Origin of the sequence: Sorlinia euscelidii (assembly GCF_036452135.1) — a bacterium.
Lineage (GTDB): Bacteria > Pseudomonadota > Alphaproteobacteria > Acetobacterales > Acetobacteraceae > Sorlinia > Sorlinia euscelidii.
Genome location: NZ_JAWJZZ010000003.1, coordinates 108222 through 128213 on the forward strand (window position 1 = coordinate 108222; position 19992 = coordinate 128213).

The 19992-nt window shown below is 58.4% G+C and carries 19 protein-coding genes, 1 tRNA gene and 1 other RNA gene; 4 read left to right on the forward strand and 17 right to left on the reverse strand.

From position 1 onward, the window contains the following. Positions 1 to 22: 22 nt before the first annotated feature. The 13 genes from murG to zwf form a co-directional block, all read right to left on the reverse strand. Positions 23 to 1132: an undecaprenyldiphospho-muramoylpentapeptide beta-N-acetylglucosaminyltransferase gene (gene murG, locus CGLAMM_RS06140; protein WP_394820175.1), complete on the reverse strand. Its 1110-nt coding sequence runs from the start codon at positions 1130 to 1132 to the stop codon at positions 23 to 25. Beyond that, positions 1129 to 2337: an FtsW/RodA/SpoVE family cell cycle protein gene (locus CGLAMM_RS06145; RefSeq protein WP_394820215.1), complete on the reverse strand. Its 1209-nt coding sequence runs from the start codon at positions 2335 to 2337 to the stop codon at positions 1129 to 1131. The genes murG and CGLAMM_RS06145 overlap by 4 nt, the downstream gene beginning before the upstream one ends. 1 nt (position 2338) lies before the next feature. Further along, positions 2339 to 3715, reverse strand: a complete 1377-nt coding sequence (murD, locus tag CGLAMM_RS06150; protein WP_394820176.1) for a UDP-N-acetylmuramoyl-L-alanine--D-glutamate ligase — start codon at positions 3713 to 3715, stop codon at positions 2339 to 2341. Positions 3716 to 3725: 10 nt separating this feature from the next. After that, entirely contained in the window at positions 3726 to 4817 is a 1092-nt protein-coding gene (gene mraY / locus CGLAMM_RS06155) for a phospho-N-acetylmuramoyl-pentapeptide-transferase (RefSeq protein ID WP_394820177.1), read from the reverse strand. Then, a complete protein-coding gene (locus CGLAMM_RS06160; RefSeq protein ID WP_394820216.1) occupies positions 4817 to 6175 on the reverse strand; it encodes a UDP-N-acetylmuramoyl-tripeptide--D-alanyl-D-alanine ligase in 1359 nt (452 codons plus the stop codon). Before CGLAMM_RS06160 ends, mraY begins: the two co-directional genes overlap by 1 nt. 19 nt (positions 6176 to 6194) lie before the next feature. After that, the gene (locus CGLAMM_RS06165; RefSeq protein ID WP_418115488.1) at positions 6195 to 7739 is read right to left on the reverse strand and encodes a UDP-N-acetylmuramoyl-L-alanyl-D-glutamate--2,6-diaminopimelate ligase; all 1545 of its coding nucleotides are present in this window, start codon (positions 7737 to 7739) and stop codon (positions 6195 to 6197) included. A 16-nt stretch (positions 7740 to 7755) separates the two neighbouring features. Beyond that, complete coding sequence (locus CGLAMM_RS06170; protein WP_394820217.1) at positions 7756 to 9627, reverse strand: peptidoglycan D,D-transpeptidase FtsI family protein; 1872 nt, start codon at positions 9625 to 9627, stop codon at positions 7756 to 7758. A 131-nt stretch (positions 9628 to 9758) separates the two neighbouring features. Beyond that, complete coding sequence (ftsL, locus tag CGLAMM_RS06175) at positions 9759 to 10505, reverse strand: cell division protein FtsL (protein ID WP_394820178.1); 747 nt, start codon at positions 10503 to 10505, stop codon at positions 9759 to 9761. Then, positions 10502 to 11521 (reverse strand): 16S rRNA (cytosine(1402)-N(4))-methyltransferase RsmH, encoded by a 1020-nt coding sequence (gene rsmH, locus CGLAMM_RS06180; RefSeq protein ID WP_394820179.1) that lies wholly within the window; start codon positions 11519 to 11521, stop codon positions 10502 to 10504. The genes ftsL and rsmH overlap by 4 nt, the downstream gene beginning before the upstream one ends. Beyond that, positions 11518 to 11994 (reverse strand): division/cell wall cluster transcriptional repressor MraZ, encoded by a 477-nt coding sequence (gene mraZ / locus CGLAMM_RS06185; RefSeq protein ID WP_394820180.1) that lies wholly within the window; start codon positions 11992 to 11994, stop codon positions 11518 to 11520. Before mraZ ends, rsmH begins: the two co-directional genes overlap by 4 nt. Before the next feature lie 289 nt (positions 11995 to 12283). Further along, positions 12284 to 12671, reverse strand: an RNA gene (rnpB, locus tag CGLAMM_RS06190) — RNase P RNA component class A. Positions 12672 to 12744: 73 nt separating this feature from the next. Next, a complete protein-coding gene (locus CGLAMM_RS06195) occupies positions 12745 to 13218 on the reverse strand; it encodes a hypothetical protein (RefSeq protein WP_394820181.1) in 474 nt (157 codons plus the stop codon). Positions 13219 to 13221: 3 nt separating this feature from the next. Next, positions 13222 to 14694, reverse strand: coding sequence for a glucose-6-phosphate dehydrogenase (gene zwf / locus CGLAMM_RS06200; RefSeq protein WP_394820182.1), 1473 nt, complete (start codon positions 14692 to 14694; stop codon positions 13222 to 13224). Between the two features lie 262 nt (positions 14695 to 14956). Here zwf and CGLAMM_RS06205 point away from each other — a divergent pair, with 262 nt between their 5' ends. Both CGLAMM_RS06205 and CGLAMM_RS06210 read left to right on the forward strand, forming a co-directional pair. Next, entirely contained in the window at positions 14957 to 15229 is a 273-nt protein-coding gene (locus CGLAMM_RS06205; protein WP_394820183.1) for a DUF2312 domain-containing protein, read from the forward strand. Between the two features lie 75 nt (positions 15230 to 15304). Continuing rightward, positions 15305 to 15946, forward strand: coding sequence for a hypothetical protein (locus CGLAMM_RS06210; RefSeq protein ID WP_418115489.1), 642 nt, complete (start codon positions 15305 to 15307; stop codon positions 15944 to 15946). Positions 15947 to 15983: 37 nt separating this feature from the next. Here CGLAMM_RS06210 and proB read toward each other — a convergent pair whose 3' ends face one another. The 4 genes from proB to rplU all read right to left on the reverse strand — a co-directional run bounded on the left by proB (position 15984) and on the right by rplU (position 18830). After that, positions 15984 to 17117 carry a glutamate 5-kinase gene (proB, locus tag CGLAMM_RS06215; RefSeq protein WP_394820185.1) on the reverse strand — a complete coding sequence of 378 codons (1134 nt, stop codon included), beginning with the start codon at positions 17115 to 17117 and terminating at the stop codon, positions 15984 to 15986. A 13-nt stretch (positions 17118 to 17130) separates the two neighbouring features. Then, positions 17131 to 18132: a GTPase ObgE gene (gene obgE, locus CGLAMM_RS06220; RefSeq protein WP_394820186.1), complete on the reverse strand. Its 1002-nt coding sequence runs from the start codon at positions 18130 to 18132 to the stop codon at positions 17131 to 17133. Positions 18133 to 18232: 100 nt separating this feature from the next. Next, the gene (gene rpmA / locus CGLAMM_RS06225) at positions 18233 to 18484 is read right to left on the reverse strand and encodes a 50S ribosomal protein L27 (RefSeq protein WP_319807288.1); all 252 of its coding nucleotides are present in this window, start codon (positions 18482 to 18484) and stop codon (positions 18233 to 18235) included. Between the two features lie 31 nt (positions 18485 to 18515). Beyond that, entirely contained in the window at positions 18516 to 18830 is a 315-nt protein-coding gene (gene rplU, locus CGLAMM_RS06230) for a 50S ribosomal protein L21 (protein WP_394820187.1), read from the reverse strand. 255 nt (positions 18831 to 19085) lie between these two features. On the opposite strand from rplU, the gene CGLAMM_RS06235 reads away from it, so the two are divergent. Both CGLAMM_RS06235 and CGLAMM_RS06240 read left to right on the forward strand, forming a co-directional pair. After that, a tRNA-Ser gene (locus tag CGLAMM_RS06235) sits at positions 19086 to 19175 on the forward strand. A 615-nt stretch (positions 19176 to 19790) separates the two neighbouring features. Beyond that, entirely contained in the window at positions 19791 to 19967 is a 177-nt protein-coding gene (locus CGLAMM_RS06240; protein ID WP_418115490.1) for a hypothetical protein, read from the forward strand. Positions 19968 to 19992 lie beyond the last annotated feature (25 nt).

Genomic DNA, 19992 nt, shown 5'->3' on the forward strand with positions numbered 1-19992 from the left:
TTCGAAACGAGTATCATATCATTCAATGAGGCGAAGCATCCCCGATCTGAGACGCTACCACCTCAGCGAGACGTTCGGCGCTGGCGGGCATTGCCAGACGATGGGCCGCGCTGGATGCCTCGGCCAATTGGTCAGTGTTGGTGAGAAGCGCCTCGACTTTCTCGCAGAGATGCGCCGCGGTCAGATCTGACTGGTTGATGCACCAGCCCGCGCCGCCTTCCTCCAACTTTCGGGCATTGGCGGATTGCTCATCCGAAGCGGCAATGGGGAGGGGGATGAGGATGGCGGGGCATCCTGCCATGGTCAGCTCCGCAACGGATGAGCCCCCGGCGCGCCCGATCACCAGGTGGCTGCGTCCCAGAAGCCCCGCAACATCTTCAAAAAACGGCGCCAGCGTGCATTCAATCCCGGCCGTCTCATAGACTTCCCGCACTTTGCTGATATCGCCTTCCTTTGTCTGCTGTGTGACATGCAGGCGATGCCGGACCTCCTGCGGAAGTCGACTCAGCGCGTCCGGCACGATTTCTGAAAAAACCTGCGCCCCGAGGGAGCCGCCCCACACGAGCAGATTGATATGTGCCCGCGCATCTGTGTAATGGCGCGTGTAAAGGGCCTCGATTTCCGGGCGCACAGGCATCCCGGTATAAATGATGGGACGCGGTGGCATCCGTCCCTCAAGTTTCGGAAATGACGTGGCGATGACGCTGGCGCGCCGGGCCAGAAAGCGGTTTGCCTTGCCCAGAAGGGCGTTGCCCTCATGCAGGATCAATTTCGCGCGGCTACGCCCGAATATATTGAGATTTCCGATCGCAGGCGGGATGGAGGGATATCCGCCGAAACAGATAATGGCTGCCGGCCGCAATTGCCGGAGAAGCCGCCGTGCTTCCTGCACGCCTTGGAAAAGCTCGTAAAGATTGCGCAGTTTCGTCCAAGGTGTTTTACCCGCGACACCGCGCCCCCGCAGGACATATTGCGGCTGGTCGGCAAATGGCCCTGACGAACGATGACCGGCGCGGGAATCAGTCATCAAAACCAGGTGATAACCGCGCTGTTGCAGGGCCAGGGCCAGAGCTTCCGCAGGGAAGAAATGCCCGCCTGTCCCCCCTGCGGCGATGATGATTGTCTTTTTCATGACGGGAGGTGCCTCCGCGTGCCGTTTGTCCAGTTTCGTCGCATATCCGGGCTGCCACCATGGAGGAAGTTCGTGTCCGATCCGACATGGTGTCGTGTCAAAGCCAGGATCATGCCCATTGTCAACGCCACCGACAATGCAGAGGAACCACCATAGGAGATGAACGGCAAGGTCATTCCCTTGGTCGGGATGAGATGCAGTGTTGAGCCCATATTGATAAAAGCCTGAAGGCCGAACCCCGCGATAAGACCGGACACTGCGACGATGACGAAGGGGTCCTGCTCACGAAGGACTCGTTGCAGGCTGCGAATGACCATCACAAGAAACACGCCGATCACGGCGACGCAGACGATCATGCCATATTCCTCCCCCGCAACGGCGAATACGAAATCCGCATGGGCATCGGGAAGCAGATCCTTCACGCGGCCTTCCCCCGGGCCGCGACCCAGTAGCCCCCCATTGCCGAAAGCGCGCAGGGCCATGTCGATCTGGTAATGGTCACCCAGATTAGGATGTAGAAAGCGTTCAACACGGGAGCGAACATGGGCGAAGGCGATAAAAGCGCCGATAAAGGCGGCGATCATGGCCCCGATACCCGCACCGACGAAAATCAGCGGCAATCCATCGACAAAAAGCTGCACAAAAAAAACCATCGTCACGACGGAGAGCATGCCGATATCCGGTTGCGATTTCAGGAGGAAAAGGATGACCGCGTAAACGCCGAAAGCGATGACCATGCCGGGGAAATGCAGCATTTTACCGTCGCGCGTCGTCTGGCGCCGTTTGGCGAGCAGCCACGCCGTGACAATCGCGAAAAATGGTTTGAGAAACTCGGAAGGCTGGACAGACATGAAGGGCAGAGCGATCCAGCGCCGTGCCCCTTTGATCTCCAGCCCATGCACCAGCGTCATGAGCGTGGCCAGCAAAGCGAGGCCGCCACCGATTAGCGCCATTTTGCGGATCGCCTCACGCGACATGGTGGAGACGAACAACGTTACAATGCCGGCCACAGCCAGAAAAATCACCTGCTTGAGAATGAACATCTCACGCGATGCGCCGATACGCACGGCGACAGCCGGGCTGGCGGCAAGGACGAGGATATAACCGAAAGCCAGAAGCACCCCGACGCAGTAAAGTGTCACGCGGTCAATATTGCGCCACCAGCGCCCGAAAGCCGAATTATCAACGCGGGAGAGACCAGCCATATCAGCTCTTTTCACCTTCGGCCCATGCCGAAAGTTTTGCAGGCGTGTCGAGAGATCGCGCCAGATCCCGAAATACCGAGCCGCGCGCTTCAAAATTCGTGAATTGATCGAAGCTGGCGCAGGCGGGGGAAAGTAAAACAACGTTCGTCCGGCTTGCTTTCGCCGCCGCAAAAGCCTGGCTGACGGCGCGCTCCAGCGTGATGCAGGTCTCCCACGCCACCTTGTTTGCTTCAAGAGTCTCGGCGAGTTCCGAGGCATCCTCACCGATGAGAAAGGCCTTTGTGACGCGATTTAAGAGGGGAGTGAGCGACGTGATCCCACCTTCCTTGGCCTGCCCTCCCGCGATCCAAATGACGCGGTCATAAGATTGCAGTGCCTTGGCCGCTGACTCCGCATTTGTTGCTTTGCTGTCATTGATGAAAGCCACGCCATCAACGTGGGCCACAATTTCCTGCCGATGGGGAAGGCCGGGGAAGCTGTTGAGCCCCGCCAGAATTTTCTCCTCTGCTACGCCGAGGAAGCGGCAAATCTCGTAGGCGGCGAGGGCATTCTGCATGTTATGCGTCCCCGGCAAAGATTGTGCCTGTGACAAGTCCAGCAAGGTCGGCGTCAAATCAGCGGGCTGGTGCAGGGAAAGCGCACGTGGTTGCGCGCCGCGCGCACGGAGCTTCTCATAAATATCCCGACATTCCGCGTCATCGATACTGACAATCAGGCGATCCGCTGCCGTCATATGGTCAAAAACATGCGCCTTCGCCGCGGCGTAATGGGCCATATCGCCGTGACGTTCCATATGGTCGGGCGTCAGGTTCAGCAGGCAGGCCGCATCAGCGTGGAAGCTGTCCAGCCTTTCCAGCATGTAGGAGGACATCTCAATCACGTAGACGCCCCGATCATCCAATAGGGGAAGCGCGAGCGCGGCGGGGCCGAGATTGCCGCCAGCCGCCACGTTATAACCGGCATAAGCGAGGATGTGGGCGATCAGCGCCGTTGTCGTCGACTTCCCGTTCGTTCCGGTGACGGAAACGAATCTTGCTTTCGAGCCCTGTGCTCTCACGGCCCGATAAAGAATTTCGGCATCCGACAGAATAGGTATCCCCTCACGCCGCGCCAGCGCCGCCAAAGGGTGGGGACGGGGGAGATGGTGCGGGATGCCAGGCGAGAGGATCAGCGCGTCAAACCCTTCGAGGGTGGATGGGGACGCGTATGTGAGGCGGGGATGCGCGCGTGTCCGGTCAAACTCCTGACGATCATCCCAGGCCATGACCCGCGCACCCATTTCAAGCAGGGCTTTGACGGCGGCAAAGCCGTTTCTGCCGAGGCCGACGACCAGAAATTGCTGGTCCTTGAAAAGCGTGGTGGGAAATGGGTGGGTCATCTGGAACGATCTACTGAAGTTTGAGGGTTGATAGACCGATCAGCCCCAGCACGAAAGCGACGATCCAGAATCGGACGACAATTTTAGACTCGGACCATCCTTTTTTCTCAAAATGATGGTGGATCGGGGCCATCAGAAAAATGCGCCGCCCGGTTCGTTTAAACCAGAATACCTGAATAACGACGGAAATTGTTTCGACGACAAACAGCCCGCCGACAATACAGAGAACGATTTCATGCTTGATCGCGACAGCTATCGCGCCAAGCGCACCGCCAAGCAGAAGGGACCCGGTATCCCCCATGAAAACTTCAGCCGGTTGGGCATTGAACCAGAGAAATCCGAGACCCGCCCCCACCAGGGCGGCGCAGTAAACAGAGAGCTCACCCGTGCCGGGGATAAAATGGATCTGAAGATATTCTGCGAAGACACGATTACCGACCAGATAAGTGATGACACCGAAGACAAGTGTCGCCATCAAAGTCGGCACAATGGCCAGCCCATCGAGCCCATCCGTAAAATTCACCGCATTGCCGAAACCCGCAATCGTCAACATGGCGAAGATGGGGAAGGCGAAGCCAAGCGGGATGAGGAGATTTTTGATGAAAGGAATGGCCAGGGCATTCTGCATCCCGACCGGCATCAGGCTTTGCAACCAGTAACCGGCAATGAGCGCGGCGAGAAACTCACATCCCAGTCGCATTTTCTTGGACACGCCACGACTGTTGCGGCGGGAGAGTTTCAGATAATCATCCGCAAACCCGACGGCGAAAAATGCGGAGGAGACAAACAGAACGGCCCAGACGAAGCCATTTCTTAGATCAGCCCACAAAAGAGTTGACGCGATGAGGGACAGAAAGATCATGACGCCGCCCATTGTCGGCGTGCCGGCTTTTTCAGTCAGATGGCGTTCGGGGCCCAATTCCCGGATCGGCTGGCCGTCGCGCTGGATGCGTCTGAGATAGCGTATGAAAGGTTGCCCGAGGCTGAGGCTGATAATCAGAGCCGTGAGACACGCGCCGCCGGACCGGAACGTCAGATAGTGGAACAGATTGAACAGGCCACCATGACCGCTCTCACTTACGGCGAACAAGCTGTAAAGCATCAGCCTTGATTTCCTTGCTTTTTCAGTGCGTCGACGACATCGCGCATGCGGCTTCCGAAGCTGCCTTTGACGAGGACGACATCCCCGGCGGCGAGCCCTTTGATTAAGAGCGGTGCAAGCCTGTCAGCGGTTTCGCACCAGGCGCCTTTTTTTCCTGCCGGAAGGTAGTCAAAAACATCTTTCATCGCGGCGCCACAGCAATAAAGCGCGTCAGCGCTCGCGACAATGTCCGGCAGCAACGCCAGATGGGCTTCCTGCGCGTGGTCACCCATTTCAAGCATGTCGCCCAGAACGGCAATCCGACGCTTTGCCGGCATGAGGGCGAGGGTGGCGAGTGCGGCCCGCATTGACAAGCCGGAGGCGTTATAACTTTCATCCAGAAGCGTAACGGAATCATCCAGAATTGGCAGGCGCATGCCGCGTCCCGCATCCGGCCTGTAACGGGCAAGGGCGGCAATGGCGAGATCCAGATCCGCGCCGACGGACTTCACCCCTGCAAGGACGAGCGCGGCATCCTCCGCAAGGTGCCGCCCCGGCACATTGAGTGCGACATGACGCCCGGAGAAGGTGAAGCTGCTCCCCTCAGCCGTCATCTGAAGATCGAGCAGGCGCATATCCGCAGAGGGCGCGATACCGACGCCGATAAAGCGTGCGCGGGAAGCTCCAAGCTTGCGTTTGAGGGTGTCCCTGCCAAAAACCGCGTCGGGGGCGATGGCGGTTCCGGTCTGGCGGAGACTGGCGAAAAGCGCGGATTTCTCCTCCACGATCGCTTCAAGTGAGCCAAGATGCCCGATATGGCTGTTTCCGATGGATGTGATGATGGCGACATCCGGGCGGACCATTTGCGCAAGTGGCGCGATCTCGCCAGCATGGTTCATGCCGATTTCGCAGATACACCAGGCGACGTCGCGGGGCAGACGCGCCAATGTCAGCGGCACGCCGATATGATTATTGAAGGACTTATCCGCGGCATGGGTGCGGCCCTGCGTTGCTAAAGCCGCATGGAGCATGTTCTTCGTCGTTGTCTTGCCGACACTGCCGGTGATGGCGATCATTTTGCCGGTAAAGCGGCTGCGCGCGTATAGGCCCAGCGCCTGCAGCGCTTTTAGACTATCCGGCACGTTGATGACGGGACCGGACGCGGAAACAGGGCGATGCACGATGCAGCACGCCGCGCCCTTGCTGAAAGCCTCCGCAACATGGTCATGCCCGTCATGTGACGCGCCTTCGAGGGCGATAAAGAGATCACCGGGCTGCAGAGTGCGCGTATCAATGGAAATACCGGTGATGGCAATATCCGGGGCCGTTACCGCACCCGTCGCCTCGGCCAGCTCCTCACCTTTCCATAAAACGGTCATCTCACTTCCCTTTTGCCGCTTAACCAGGCGTGTCATGTGCATTCACCCCGTCTGCTGCCTCAATGTCAGAACCGCCCTGCGCGGCTGTCAAAATTTCTCTTATGACGGCGGCATCATCAAATGGATGCACCGCGCCTTTGATGATCTGCCCGGTTTCGTGCCCCTTGCCGGTGACGACGACGATTTCGCCCGGTTCGGCATGCAGCACGGCGTGGGCGATGGCTGTGTGGCGGTCGCCGATTTCCGTCGCGTCGGGGCATCCCTGCATGACGGCCCGGCGGATGGTGGCGGGGTCCTCATCGCGCGGATTATCGTCGGTGACGATGCATTGATCTGCATATCTGGCGGCAATCTGACCCATTAAGGGGCGCTTCCCCTGATCACGATTGCCACCCGCGCCGAGAACGACCGTCAGTCGACGCTGCGCATGCGGGCGCAGGCTTTGCAGCACGTGGCCGAGCGCGTCGGGCGTGTGGGCGTAATCCACAAATATCGAAGCACCATGATGCGATGTGGCGACAAATTCACACCGCCCGCGCACGCCCTGTAACTGTGTCAGACTCTGGCAGATCTGACGGGCGGAATCTTCATCGTCCCAGGCCAGAGCGGCCGCCAGCATAATATTATTGACCTGCACGCGCCCGATGAGGGGGATGGTGATGTCATCCAGCATTTCCCCGTACAGGCGGAGTTTCAGACGCTGCCCTGTCGGGAGGGGCGTTGCATCGACAAGTCGCAGCGCCTCACCGGCCATCCCCACCGTGCGGAGTGCGAGGGCGCGTGACGTCGCAATATCCTTCAATGCCGCAAAAGTTTCCGGGTCCATATCCGCATTGATTGCCGCCACGCCGCCTTCAGGGAGAATGTCTTTGAAAAGCCGCAATTTGGCGTTGCGATAGGCGGCGAGAGTCTGATGGTAATCCAGATGGTCCCGCGTGAGGTTGGAGAAACCCACGCGTGTCAATCTGACGCCATCCAGGCGAAACTGGTCAAGCCCGTGAGACGAGGCTTCCAACGCAACATGATCAACATGATGGGTTTTCAGCTCATGCAATGTCTCAGCAAGTTTGACCGGGTCGGGCGTTGTCAAAGGGGGAAGGCGCAGGTCCAGACCCTCAGAAACGAGGCCGAGCGTACCGATACTGGCGCAACGCACGCCCCGCATCATCCAGATCTGCCGCAGAAAATCGGCCGTGCTCGTCTTGCCATTCGTGCCGGTGATCGCCGCGATCTCGGCAGGTTGCGCGCCATAAAACGCGGCGGCGAGAAGGGCGAGGTCACGCCGGGGATTGGCGGAGGCGAGATGGAGGGTTTCACGGCCCGCGACGATGGTCACCGCATTCGGGCCGTGAGGGGACATGACGACATCAACCCCCTTCGCCACAGCTTGCGGAATATAGGTTGCGCCATCGACGGCGGCGCCATCAATCGCGACGAAAAGACTGTTCTGCGTGGCCAGGCGGCTGTCACCCGTCACCCCGCCAACCTCCCGATCCGCCCATTCCGGCTTTAAGGAGGCGGGCAGGCTGATGCGCGCTTGTCTGAATAGCTTCTGCAATTGCATGGCAAACGACCCTCCTTTACTTCCTGGGATGTGACGATGATTTCAGTTTGGTGGATTGCGGTTTTTTCTCCGCTTTCCTGACCCGCGCCGCGCCCGGGTCATTTCCCGGCCCGAGCGGTCGCACGCCGGGTGGGATGGCGGGCTCCAGCGGCATGGCCAGGGCGGCATCGATTTTAGCGGCATTTTCCACGTCGGGGAAAAGCCCGAGTATGGGACCAATGCGCGCGATCAACTTCCCGGCTGTCGGCGTTGCATTCCAGCCCGCTGTTGAGAAATTGTAGGTCTCCGGGATGCCCTTTGGTTCATCGAGCATGACGTATACGGCGTAACGCGGATTATTCATGGGGAAAATCGATGTAAAAGCGGAGATATTCGCGTGTTTGAGATAGTGCCCATTCGCGCCGATCTTTTCCGCCGTGCCGGTTTTGCCGCCCACGAAATAACCCGGCACCTCGGCTTTTCTGGCTGTGCCCTGCGTCACGTCGAGGCGCAGCATCCGGCGCAGAAGGCGGGATGTGCCGTCAGAAAGGACGCGTCGCCCCACGGGCGTCACGGCGCGCTCATCACCATCCCGCGTGGGCGGCAGGCCGACGCCTGTGCTCGGCGTGGCTTCCTCCGCACCCAGCGTGTCGGGGTCCTCATCGCGTGAAAGGAGGGTTGGGGTGATGAGGATGCCCCCATTCACAGTCGCCGCTGTGCCACGGACGATGGCCAGAGGCGATTCCGCAATGCCGTGACCGAAGCCGATCGTCATCACCGTCGCGACCCCCCAGTTTTTGCGGGCGGGCACAATGGGGCGGGCGGCTTCGGGAAGTTCGACGGGCACGCGGTCAAGAAATCCCATTTGTCCCAGCCATAATCGCTGCCTTTCCGCCCCGATATCGAGCGCGATATGGGCCGCTGCGGGATTGGAGGATTTCGCCAATACATCCGGGAGGGCCAGCCAGGGGGCAAAATGATCTGACTTGATGTCACGAATGGTGAAGCGCCCAATCTTGATCGGAATGGTTGAGAACCGGTCCCAGATATGCGCGACTTTCATTTCAAGCGCGGCCGCGGCGACTTGCAACTTGAAGGTCGATCCGGGCTCATACATGCCCGTCACAGCGCGGTTGAAGCGGGCATCGTCCGGTGCGCGGCCAAAATCATTGGCGTCATAATCGGGCAGGGAAACCATTGAAAGGATTTCACCCGTCCGCACATCCATGACGATTCCGGCCGCGCCCTTCGCCTGGAAATGATGCATCGCTTCATTGACCACATCGCGCGTGACAACCTGCACTCGTGTATCGATGGAAAGGCGGATCGGTGTCCGATCTTTCAAAAGGCGGTCATTGAAAAATTTCTCAATACCCGCCACGCCATGGTCATCAATATCCACGGCACCCAATATCTGAGCGGCGGTTCGGCCAAGCGGGTAATGACGACGCTCACCATTTTCGAAGTAAATGCCGGGGATGCCCAGATTATTGACAGCCAGTTGCTGTGACGGTGAGATGTCCCGCGCAAGATAAACAAACTGCTTGTCCTGCCGCAGCCTCTGCACCGTCGATTTCACATCGAGATCCGGCAGAACCGTCTTGAGCTTTTTTGCAGTGTCGGCGGGGTCAATCAATTCCTGCGGGTTGGCGTAGACTTGCGCAACGGGGAGGGACATGGCCAGGATCTGGCCATTGCGATCCGTGATCGCGGCGCGCTGCACCTGTAAAACCGGCATTGTCCGCCCGTCATTGCCTTCCGTCAGATCCGGCACAATCGGGATTTGGGCGCTGGCTTCACCACTGGTCGGCAACATCGGATTGATGATGGAGACAAGGAGGAGGCGAAGGCAGAGCGCCAGAAAAAGAAACGTAAACCCAACACCGACCCAGAAAATACGGATATGCATCCGCTCCAGATAAGGCGGCTCCCGCCGGGCTGCGATGGGGGCAGCGGGGCGTTGCGCTCTCCGGTTCAGACGCGTTCTGCGTTTTCCGTCATCGTGAGGTGGGGTGGGCACGGTTTACTAGGTGGGACAAATTAATTGCGCCGTGGCGCGGGCGGTGGCAACGCACCGTCAGCCATTGCAAAAGTGGACTCCGTATTATGTGTACCCAGCTGACGGTAACGTGTTTTCGTGGCTGCCAGACGCCCGCCTGAGGAGGGGCGCCAGGCCACAGCAGGCGTCGCTACAGCGCGGGCGCCGCGGTACGTGGCGTAATGCACATGCGAATCGGCATGCGCGCGCACCGCCGGTGTCGCCTCATGTTTCAAGGGGGGTGTGGCCAGGGCCAGGCGCGTTGAAAGATGGGGCTTATCGGTTACAACATGATGGGGCGACGCGTCTCGCTGTGCGGCGGCCATGACTTCAGTCGGCTTGGCTTTTATGGCCGGACCCATCTGCGTTGCGGGCGCAAGCGCTGAATACTGCGCCAAAGTGTCGTCCGCCGGAGCGGAAGCCGCCGCGACCATCACATCACGTTGCGGTCCTGCACGACCGGGGGCTGGCAATGCGGCAATGGCCGTGCCTAATCTCTTATATTGCGTGGGCGCCATCGGCGTGAGATCCGTCAGGAAGCGCGCAGAAAGTTTCTGCAGGCGATCCGGCTGGTTTAGAAGCGCCCATTGGGATTGCAACATGGCGGTTTGCTGCCGTACATCGTCCGTCTGTCGCACAATGGTCCTGATATTGTCGTCAAGGACATTTGTTTGATGCTTCTTCGAGTAAAGGAAAAGCCCGGATGCGCCGGCAAGCAGAACGCAAAAAATAGTATATGGCCGAATCATGATGTGCCCTCGAGTGGCTCGATAATATGTCGTGTTTTTTCCAGTACCCTGATTTTTGCGCTGCGGGCGCGCGGGTTTTGTTGAATTTCGTCGTCAGAAGGGGTGAGCGGCTTCCCGTGCGGCAGCCGGAACATATTTGTCGGCTCCGCCATTGTAATCGGCATGTGGCGCGACGGGCGCGCGACGCGACCCGCGGACGCCTGCATGGCGCGTTTCACGAGGCGATCCTCCAGCGAATGGAACGTAACCACCACGAGGCGCCCCCCCTCACGTAACAAAGCGGGTGCTGTCTCCAGCACGCGCTCGAGATCATTCATCTCGTCATTGACGGCGATGCGAATGGCTTGAAAAGTCCGTGTCGCCGGATCAATGCGTGAGCGGTCAGGATGCACCACCTTGCGAATGATGGCGGCAAGCTGTCCCGTCCGTTGGATGGGTTCTTCCTGCCGCGCCGTGACAATCGCGCGGGCGACACGGCGGGCGAGGCGCTCCTCACCATAGTGATAGATGATGTCCGCCAGCGTGGCCTCATCCGCCTCATTGACGAGATCCGCCGCGGATTGACCGGATTGTGACATACGCATATCGAGCGGCCCATCCTGGCGGAAGGAGAAACCGCGTTCAGCCTGATCGATCTGGAAAGATGACACGCCGAGATCAAGCACAATCCCGTCAAACGGCGCGACATCGGCGAAAAGCGTGGCCATGTCGCGGAAATTACCCTGGCGGATCTCAAAAGTGGGTGCGGCCCCGCGATTATCAGCGGCAGATTGGGCCTGCAGCGCCTGCCCGCGCGTGATCGCGTCAGGGTCCTTATCCAGTGCGAAGAGATGGGCTGGCGACTCGGCCATCATGGCGCGCATATAGCCACCGCCGCCAAACGTCCCATCAAGGTAAGTGCCACGCCCGTTGATCTGCAACAGCGTGAGGACCTCACGCAGCATGACCGGGTTATGGCCTTCAGATTGCGGCACGGTTGACATTTTGACGCGCGGGGAAAGCGGAAGGGTCATCATGCGTCTGACCCCTTGATGGATGAAGCGGAACGCTGCGCCAGGGTCGTGCGGGTACGCAGGCGCGCTTCCTCCCGCCTTCTGATGGCCGCACCCGGCTCCCAGATCTGAAAAACGCGTCCGAGGCCCATGAAAGTGACGTCGTCAGATAATCCCGCATGTTGCTTGAGCATATCGGGGAGGATGATGCGGCCCTCTTTATCCGAATCGATTGGATAGGCATCGGCATAGAGGCTGGCAGCGAGGTCGTCATGCTCCTCGGAAAAAATGTCGATGTCGTCAAGCGGGCGGGCAAGCGCACCGAAAGAGGAGGGGGGCCAGGCTTCAATGCAAGGGTGCAAATGCGATGGGCGCAGGATCACAAGCGCACCATCGTCGGAATGCAGCGCCTTAAGCGCGTTCCGGAACGGTGCGGGGATTGATACACGCCCTTTGGCGTCAAAACGGTTTTGGTGCGTGCCTAAAAACACACTCACGCCGCCTTGCTCCCGTCAAAATCTGTCATCAAACACCCGTGAAATCAGTTAACGAGTGTCTTTGTCATTTTGTGGGATATCATGGGATTTTATGGGAAGTCAAATAAAAAACCGCAGAAAACCGCCAAAAATCAGAGGTGTACGCGCGATTTTAAGTTTTTATTGGAGTTAAAAAAGCGTTTCATTTGCCGTGCAACAATATGGAAAGGCCCTCTTCTGTTTTTTATTTGTTCTTATTACGTTCCCGTTTGATCGTGTCAGGGCGAGCGCTTGCATTAACGATTAACGGTAGGTCAGATGGTCGATAAGCCGGGTTCTGTCCGCCGAGGCGGGGCGACCATTCATCTTGGGCGCGACTCACATCGCACCTCATGCAACCAACCCGAGTGACAGGGCGGAGGGGCCCCTCATCACGTCAGACGTGACGCGTCACTCCTATTCGGTCTTGCTCCCGGTGGGGTTTACCATGCCCCGGACGTTACCGCCTGGGCGGTGCGCTCTTACCGCGCCGTTTCATCCTTACCCAAAGCCCGAAGGCCCGTTGAGCGGTTTGATTTCTGTGGCACTTTCCCTGAGGTTGCCCTCGCCGGCCGTTAGCCGGCACCGTCCTTCCATGGAGCCCGGACTTTCCTCTGCACGCAGCTTGATGCTGGCGCAGCGGTCGCCTGACCATCTGACCCGTGTTTTACGTGCAGCAGGGGCGGGGTTTCGTCAAGATAAGTTTGCCTTAACCCCGCCTCGCCAGTGGCGTCACTGCACGGGCATGGGGCGGTAATGGCCCGGACTGCCCGCGTCATTCTGCAATGTGCGATCCGCCTTGTTCACAAGAATCGTGAAGGCCGTGGCCGTCTTGCCATCAACGCCAGGGCAGCCATCCGTTGCACGCACCAGAAACTGGACATGCGTTGCATGCGCCGGGTCAGCCCCATTGATGATCGGGACAACGCAACGACGTGGCACGTCCAGCAGCCCCTGATCCTTTACGAGCAGGCGCAGATGCTCCGTCAACTTGGTGTTGTCAAACCAGGCCAGATCATTGAACTGAACCTTGTCCGCCGCTTTTGGGAGCCATCCCATCTTGGCGGCCAGCAGCGCCAACAGCGCAACCGGGATAATGACCAGAAGACGGCGCAATATATGCTGCCGCAACGTCCGCCGCGGTCGACGCGTAGGGCCGGGCCCGGATGGCGGCGGCGCTGCGCCGTCCTGTTTCTGCGCTGTCATGGTTCAGAGAGACATGTCTTCATGCCACTTGGCATGATGACGTTTCAGCATGTCGCGCGCTTCATCCGGCCCCCAACTGCCAGCCTTATAATGCGCCATGGGTGTTTTACGGTCAGCCCAGGCTTTCATCAATGGCGCCAGCCATGTCCATGCTGCTTCGACCTCATCCCGACGGATGAACAGGATCGGGTCACCCCGGACCGCATCCAGCATCAGGCGCTCATAAGCATCGGGGTAACGCGTCTGGAATGTCTGCGCGAAATCAACTCGCATCGTTGCCTGGCCAAGGCTGAAATCATCATGCACGGGGTTTTTGGCGTTGAACGTCCAGGAAATACCCTCATCCGGCTGGACACGGATGGCCAGCACATTGCGTTTGGCTTCCGTCGGAAAAAGCCGCGACTCCGTCGGCTTGAAGGTGATGACAACCTCACTGACCTTCTGCTCAAGTCTTTTTGCCGTGCGGATGAAGAACGGCACGTTTTTCCAACGCGGGGAATCAATTTCGGCGCAGAGCGCGACGTAGGTTTCGGTCTGACTCTCCTTGCCAAGCTCTTCCAGATATCCGGGGACATTCTCAGAACCCATTTTCCCCGCCACATATTGCCCGCGCACGGCGTGAGACGCGACCGTCTGACTGTTAAAAGGCTTCAGCCCCTGAAGCACGGCGACCTTGGCATCGCGCACATCATCGGCGGCCATGGAGGCGGGCTTTTCCATCCCGATCAGCGCGAGCACCTGAAGCAGGTGATTCTGGATCATGTCGCGCAGCGCGCCGGACTCATCATAATAAGCGGCGCGCCCTTCAACACCCACGGTCTCGGCAGCGGTGATCTGAACGGACTCGATATGGTCGGATGACCAGACAGCCTCAAACATCGGGTTGGAAAAACGCAGGGCAATCACGCCTTGCACGGTTTCCTTGCCGAGGTAATGGTCGATGCGGAAAATATTTTCTTCCTTGAAATACTGCCCGACCGAATCATTGATGTCGTTTGCGGTCGCGAGATCGACGCCAATCGGTTTCTCCAGCACAACGCGTGCGTCGCCGACGGCGAGTTTCTTGTCATGCAGGTTTTTCGCGATCGCGCCGTAAAGGTTGGGCGCTGTCGCGAAATAAAAGACGCGCACGCGGTCAGCTCTGTCCTCGGAAACGAGCGCGCGCAGACTGTTCCAGTCACTTTCCGGTTTCGAGCCATCAAGGCTGACATAATGGACAAGTTTCAGGAAACGCTGAATTTTGGCGTCGTCGAAATCCTCTTTCTTGACAAACTTCTTGAGGGCCTCCAGCGCACGTCCTTGATACGCTTCACGGGTCAGAGGCGAGCGCGCCGTGCCGATGATACGCGCCTCTTCCGGAACCTGCCCCTCAAGCATACGGTAGTAAAAGCCGGGGAGCAGTTTGCGCATCGTCAAATCACCTGTTGCGCCGAATATGACGTAATCAAATGGCTTGACGGTTACGGTACGAGACATGGGTCTCACCTTTCTTAATAACAAAATGAAATATCGTGGCCATTATGCACAGACGTAAGCTGAGGGTAAAGGAGACGGCAAGTCCGCCCCTGGATGCCTGACGTTCTGCAAGACCGTTTCGCTTCGACGTGCTTTTCACGATGCCGAAGCGGCGACAGGAGGGAGATCGATACAGGGCGGCGACGTTGATCGCCCATTGACCAAACGGAAGAACGATTGATAATCCGACCCTGAGATTATTCGATCATGAGGGCTTATATCTATGGATGATACGACAATAACGCAAGATGCCGCCGCTGAAAGCGGCATGGTATCCGCCCAGCGGCTTCAATCGATCATTGATCGGGTTGAACGTTTGGAGGAGGAGCGCAAGGCGCTTGCGAGTGACATCAAGGATATTTTCCTCGAGGCGAAATCGGCGGGTTTCGATGTGCCCGTGCTGCGCCAGCTTCTCCGTATCCGCAAGCAGGAGCCATCAGAGGTGGAAGAGCAGGAAACCCTCCTCCATCTCTATCGTCATGCCTTAGGAATGTAAGCATTCGAAATAAAATTCGAGGAAGAGGGTAGCGGTGTGTCGATGGACGATATGTCTTCAGTTCTACCGGAAACGATGTCTTTGCCCCTCATACTTGGCTTTGTCATCGCCTTTCTTCTTTTCTTCTTCGTGGTACTGATGAACATTATCCGTCGCCGCCTGCACGTGATGGAGCGGCAATTGGTGGATATCGGCGCTGACCTCCGAACCGTGTCTCTGCGCCTCGCCATGGATGAGTTCGATGAACCGGCCATGCACGCAGACGGCACAGATGCGGACCTGTCGGAAGACCGGCCCAGCGTGTCTCTTGCCGCCGCGCCAGCTATGGCGTCATCAGCGCCGCCCATGGTGCCGCTTCAGGAGGTCGCCATGCCACGGGCGCGTTACATTAATAATGATGCTGGCAACATGCCTGTCCTGCCCCCGGAGGCTTATCAGGATTACGCGGATAATCCCTCAAATCTTTCTTCCGCCGATCTGTTGAAGCAAACGCATTTTGACCCGCCCGTCGGAGCTATGTCGGGCAAGGCCGCGCGACGTGCCGCGACGCAGCCGCCCCCGACGCCGGAAGAGGATGGCGATATCTGGCGCCTCCGCGCGACGCGTCGCGCCCCGACCACGCGCAGTGACGGGACACATGGCGCGCCCCATGCCGCGCCGCCTAAGGTGCGCAAGGAGCCCACGCTGAAATGGCCGCCCAAACCGCCTTCGACGTAAGCAACACAGTTTGTAGAGGGCGGTGTGCAGGCGGTCCTTAGCCGGAAACTGTTCTTCGCAGCATGACGAGGTCATCCCGATGGATCAATGCGTCGCGATGCGTGCCCGCGAGATCATCCGGGAAAGCTGCGCTGCGCTGTCCGGCCATCCTCTGAGCTTCTTCTGATGAGTAGGATGTCAGGCCGCGTGCTACCGCCGCGCCTTTCGGGTCCGTAACCGTCACAAGCGCATTACGCGGAAATTGGCCGTCAATTTTCTGCACCCCGACGGCGAGAAGTGAACTGCCCTTACGAAGCGCCTGCACGGCGCCCGCATCAATCTGAAAGGTGCCGCTCGGCCGTAAAGACCCCATGATCCATTTTTTGCGCGCTTTACCGGCACCCGCATGGGCGCTGAACCATGTCGCCCGTGCGCCGGACGATAATTTTCTCAGCGGATGATCAATATTCCCGCGAGCGATGGCCATCCGGGCACCCGCTTGTGTCGCGATATCCGCGGCGATCAGTTTCGTCTTCATCCCGCCGGAAGAGTAGCCGGGTGGGGGGTTGCCCCCCATCGCGCGAATCCGGTCGTCGATCTCCTCAACGAGGGGGATATGGGTGGCATCTGCGTGGGTGCGGGGGTCCTGGGTGTAAAGCCCGTCAATGTCGGAAAGCAGAATCAGCGTGTCAGCATCCACCATCTGCGCGACGCGCGCCGCGAGGCGGTCATTATCCCCGAAGCGGATTTCCTCAAACGCAATCGCATCATTTTCATTGATAACGGGCACGCACCCCATGCGGAGGAGCGCCCGAAGGGTTGAGCGGGCATTGAGGTGACGCTCCCGATTTTCCGTGTCTTCCGACGTCAGCAGCAATTGCGCGGCGGTGAGGCCATGATGCGCCAGGGAGGCACTCCAGGCCTGCGCAAGGAGAATCTGCCCGACACTTGCCGCGGCCTGCTTCTCCGCCAGGCTGAGGCGGGCGGCGGTCATATTGAGTTGCGTCCGTGCCAGGGCGATGGCACCTGATGAGACGATGATAACTTCAATGCCCAACCGGCGCCAGGCTGCAATGTCCTCACTGACACTATCGAGCCAGCCATCGCGCAATTTGGCAGCTTGCGTGTCAACAAGGAGGGCGCTGCCGATCTTGACGACAATGCGCTCCGCGGATTGGAGAGGAGAGACCATACTCACATGTCCGTCAGGATTGTTTCAATGACCTTACGCGATCCTGCGCGGCGCGCAAAAGCTTTTCCAACCCGATATGGGAGACGGCGGAAAGGAGGAAAATCTCCGTGCCGGCTGCTTTTTCAAGCGCGCGTTTTTTGGCGCTGATCTGCTGGGGCGTCAGGGCATCACATTTATTAAGCACGATGATTTCAGGCTTGTCCGCAAGTGACGTGTCGTAACGTTCCAGCTCCGCGCGGATCAGGCGATAATTTCTGACGAGATGCTTTTCCGTCCCGTCCAGTAGGTGGATTAACGCTGCACAGCGCTCAACATGGCCGAGGAAGCGATCACCCAGCCCCGCACCATCGCTCGCGCCCTCGATCAGTCCGGGAATATCGGCGATGATGAATTCTTCTGTCATGGAAAGGCGCACCACACCAAGTTGCGGGTGGAGTGTGGTGAAGGGATAATCCGCAATTTTCGGTTTCGCGCGGGACGATACTGAAAGTAAAGTGGATTTACCGGCATTGGGTAACCCGACAAGACCAATATCGGCGATGAGCTTCAGCCGAAGCCACACCCATCTCTCTTCCCCCGGCCAACCTTTATCGGCACGGCGTGGGGCGCGATTGGTGCTGGTTTTGTAATAAGCATTGCCGTAGCCGCCATCCCCCCCGCGACAAAGCAGGATCTCCTTACCGTCAGCATCAAGGTCCGCCAGCATGGTCTCACGCGATTCATCGAAGATCTGCGTGCCAATGGGGACGTTGATGATGACATCATCCGCTTTGGCGCCGGTCCGATCAGAGCCTGCGCCATTCCCGCCTTTCCGCGCCCGGAAATGCTGCGTGTAACGGAAGTCGATCAGCGTGTTGAGGTTGGGTACGGCTTTGAAAATGATATTTCCGCCGCGACCGCCATTTCCGCCGTCCGGACCGCCGAATTCCACGTATTTCTCGCGTCGGAAAGCAACGACACCGTCACCGCCATCACCGGAACGAAGATAGATTTTGGCCTGATCCAGGAATTTCATGGGCCACCTGTGGCTCGGTTCAACACAAAGAAAAGGCCGGTCTGTCGCAAGACCGGCCTTGGGGGAAGGTATAACCTTCCATCATTTAACGCGTCAGGATTTACAGGGCGACAGAGACGTGAACCCGCCCCTCTGCCCGACGCGTGAATTTGACGTGCCCGTCCGTGAGGGCGAAGAGCGTATGATCACGGCCCATCCCCACATTGTCACCGGCGATCATTTTTGATCCACGCTGGCGGACGATGATATTGCCCGCGATCACGCGCTCACCGCCGAATTTCTTAACTCCAAGGCGGCGGCCCGCGCTGTCGCGACCGTTACGGCTTGAACCGCCTGCTTTCTTTTGTGCCATTTCAGCTTCTCCCTATCTTCCGGCGACGCGATCAGGCCGCGTTGATGCCTGTAATGCGCAGCACTGTCACGGGCTGGCGATGGCCGTTTTTGCGACGGCTATTCTGCCGGCGGCGCTTTTTGAAGATGATGATCTTCGGCAGGCGATCCTGCGCGATGACGGTTGCCGTCACGGTCGCGCCCGCGACCAGAGGGGCGCCCAGCGTCACCCCGGCATCGGTGCCAACCGCCAGAACGTCAGAAAATGTGACGGTGCTACCGGCTTCCGCCTCAAGTTTCTCAACTTTGAGTGTTGCTTCCGTGGTCACGCGATATTGCTTGCCACCCGTACGTATAATTGCGAACATAAATCCCTCGTAAGACCGAACTCTTGACGATTTTTGCCGAAGTTTCTCCCCGGTCGGCACCGCCCAGTCGCTTTTTATTTATAGCCGCCTCACGGCAGCAGGCCCCGTGCGATACCGGAAAAGACCCGCTTACGTCAACTGTTTTTCACCCTTCCATGGCCTCCGGGCGGCCTGGCCTCAAAAAGAAACGTCATCCCCTTGCAATAGGGGCGCTTTCCCGCCTATGAGAACTCAGCCGACGACCGGAACCCGTGTGGAGAGGTGCCAGAGTGGTCGATTGGGACGGTCTCGAAAACCGTTGTGCCTTCACGGGTACCGTGGGTTCAAATCCCACCCTCTCCGCCACGGCGTCCTTGCGCATCCCGCCAGAGCGAATTGAGTCCACGCGACGCTGCGCGCAACGTCCGGTCTTCCCCGATGACATAACATAATGAGTAAGCGCCCGATAATGACGGGCCGCGTTTCGCGCGGTGCGCCTTTTTTGTGCGGTGGCGCCTGTTGGAGCGCGCATGGCTTCCGGATCATCGCGTCTGCTGCTGCTTATTGTTGATCAGCCGATATGGGGCGGTTTTTCATTGTTACGAGGCGAACGCCATCGCCTCTGTCAGGGCGCGTCAGGCGTGCAATTGAGCGGGAAAACAAGTTTTTCAGCATTAACGCTATCTGCCGATTACGCAGCGGGTCGCGAATCCCGTGGGTTGTCAGGGAGGACGGCCTGAAGCGTGATGTCAAGGCTACATTAATCTCGCTTTTCCCGATTATTGATTCCGGCATTTGCAACCCCCATTACCTTTCAGGACACGAGGTTTAACGATTTTATACGCCTAAATCGTGACGCGAAAGCGACAGCGATATAAATCGTTAACGCACGTGAAACTATAATGATAAGTGGGGGTAATGCGTGAAACGATCTGTTAATGATTGTTGGAAGCGACATAAACAACCTTGAATTTAAAGTTGGTGCCTCTTTCTCTGTTTAAATTCGACATTAAAGAAATGGCCGACACCGCATTCCCGCCCGGAAGGAGGCTTGTTGCGGACGGCTCCGTCGCGATTTGGCGGAAAAAACCGGGCCGAAAAGGCGAAGGGGGAGAAGTAAAAAATTCTGACCTGGATGGATTAAAGAAATATTTCTGATCGCCCTGCCAATATTGTCGTCGAG

Excerpts from the sequence above, each read along its gene's own strand:
- murG (WP_394820175.1), bottom strand. The coding sequence starts at position 1,132 with ATGAAAAAGACAATCATCATCGCCGCAGGGGGGACAGGCGGGCATTTC.
- CGLAMM_RS06145 (WP_394820215.1), bottom strand. The coding sequence starts at position 2,337 with ATGGCTGGTCTCTCCCGCGTTGATAATTCGGCTTTCGGGCGCTGGTGG.
- murD (WP_394820176.1), bottom strand. The coding sequence starts at position 3,715 with ATGACCCACCCATTTCCCACCACGCTTTTCAAGGACCAGCAATTTCTG.
- mraY (WP_394820177.1), bottom strand. The coding sequence starts at position 4,817 with ATGCTTTACAGCTTGTTCGCCGTAAGTGAGAGCGGTCATGGTGGCCTG.
- CGLAMM_RS06160 (WP_394820216.1), bottom strand. The coding sequence starts at position 6,175 with ATGACCGTTTTATGGAAAGGTGAGGAGCTGGCCGAGGCGACGGGTGCG.
- CGLAMM_RS06165 (WP_418115488.1), bottom strand. The coding sequence starts at position 7,739 with ATGCAATTGCAGAAGCTATTCAGACAAGCGCGCATCAGCCTGCCCGCC.
- CGLAMM_RS06170 (WP_394820217.1), bottom strand. The coding sequence starts at position 9,627 with ATGCATATCCGTATTTTCTGGGTCGGTGTTGGGTTTACGTTTCTTTTT.
- ftsL (WP_394820178.1), bottom strand. The coding sequence starts at position 10,505 with ATGATTCGGCCATATACTATTTTTTGCGTTCTGCTTGCCGGCGCATCC.
- rsmH (WP_394820179.1), bottom strand. The coding sequence starts at position 11,521 with ATGATGACCCTTCCGCTTTCCCCGCGCGTCAAAATGTCAACCGTGCCG.
- CGLAMM_RS06195 (WP_394820181.1), bottom strand. The coding sequence starts at position 13,218 with ATGACAGCGCAGAAACAGGACGGCGCAGCGCCGCCGCCATCCGGGCCC.
- zwf (WP_394820182.1), bottom strand. The coding sequence starts at position 14,694 with ATGTCTCGTACCGTAACCGTCAAGCCATTTGATTACGTCATATTCGGC.
- CGLAMM_RS06205 (WP_394820183.1), top strand. The coding sequence starts at position 14,957 with ATGGATGATACGACAATAACGCAAGATGCCGCCGCTGAAAGCGGCATG.
- CGLAMM_RS06210 (WP_418115489.1), top strand. The coding sequence starts at position 15,305 with ATGTCTTTGCCCCTCATACTTGGCTTTGTCATCGCCTTTCTTCTTTTC.
- proB (WP_394820185.1), bottom strand. The coding sequence starts at position 17,117 with ATGGTCTCTCCTCTCCAATCCGCGGAGCGCATTGTCGTCAAGATCGGC.
- obgE (WP_394820186.1), bottom strand. The coding sequence starts at position 18,132 with ATGAAATTCCTGGATCAGGCCAAAATCTATCTTCGTTCCGGTGATGGC.
- rpmA (WP_319807288.1), bottom strand. The coding sequence starts at position 18,484 with ATGGCACAAAAGAAAGCAGGCGGTTCAAGCCGTAACGGTCGCGACAGC.
- rplU (WP_394820187.1), bottom strand. The coding sequence starts at position 18,830 with ATGTTCGCAATTATACGTACGGGTGGCAAGCAATATCGCGTGACCACG.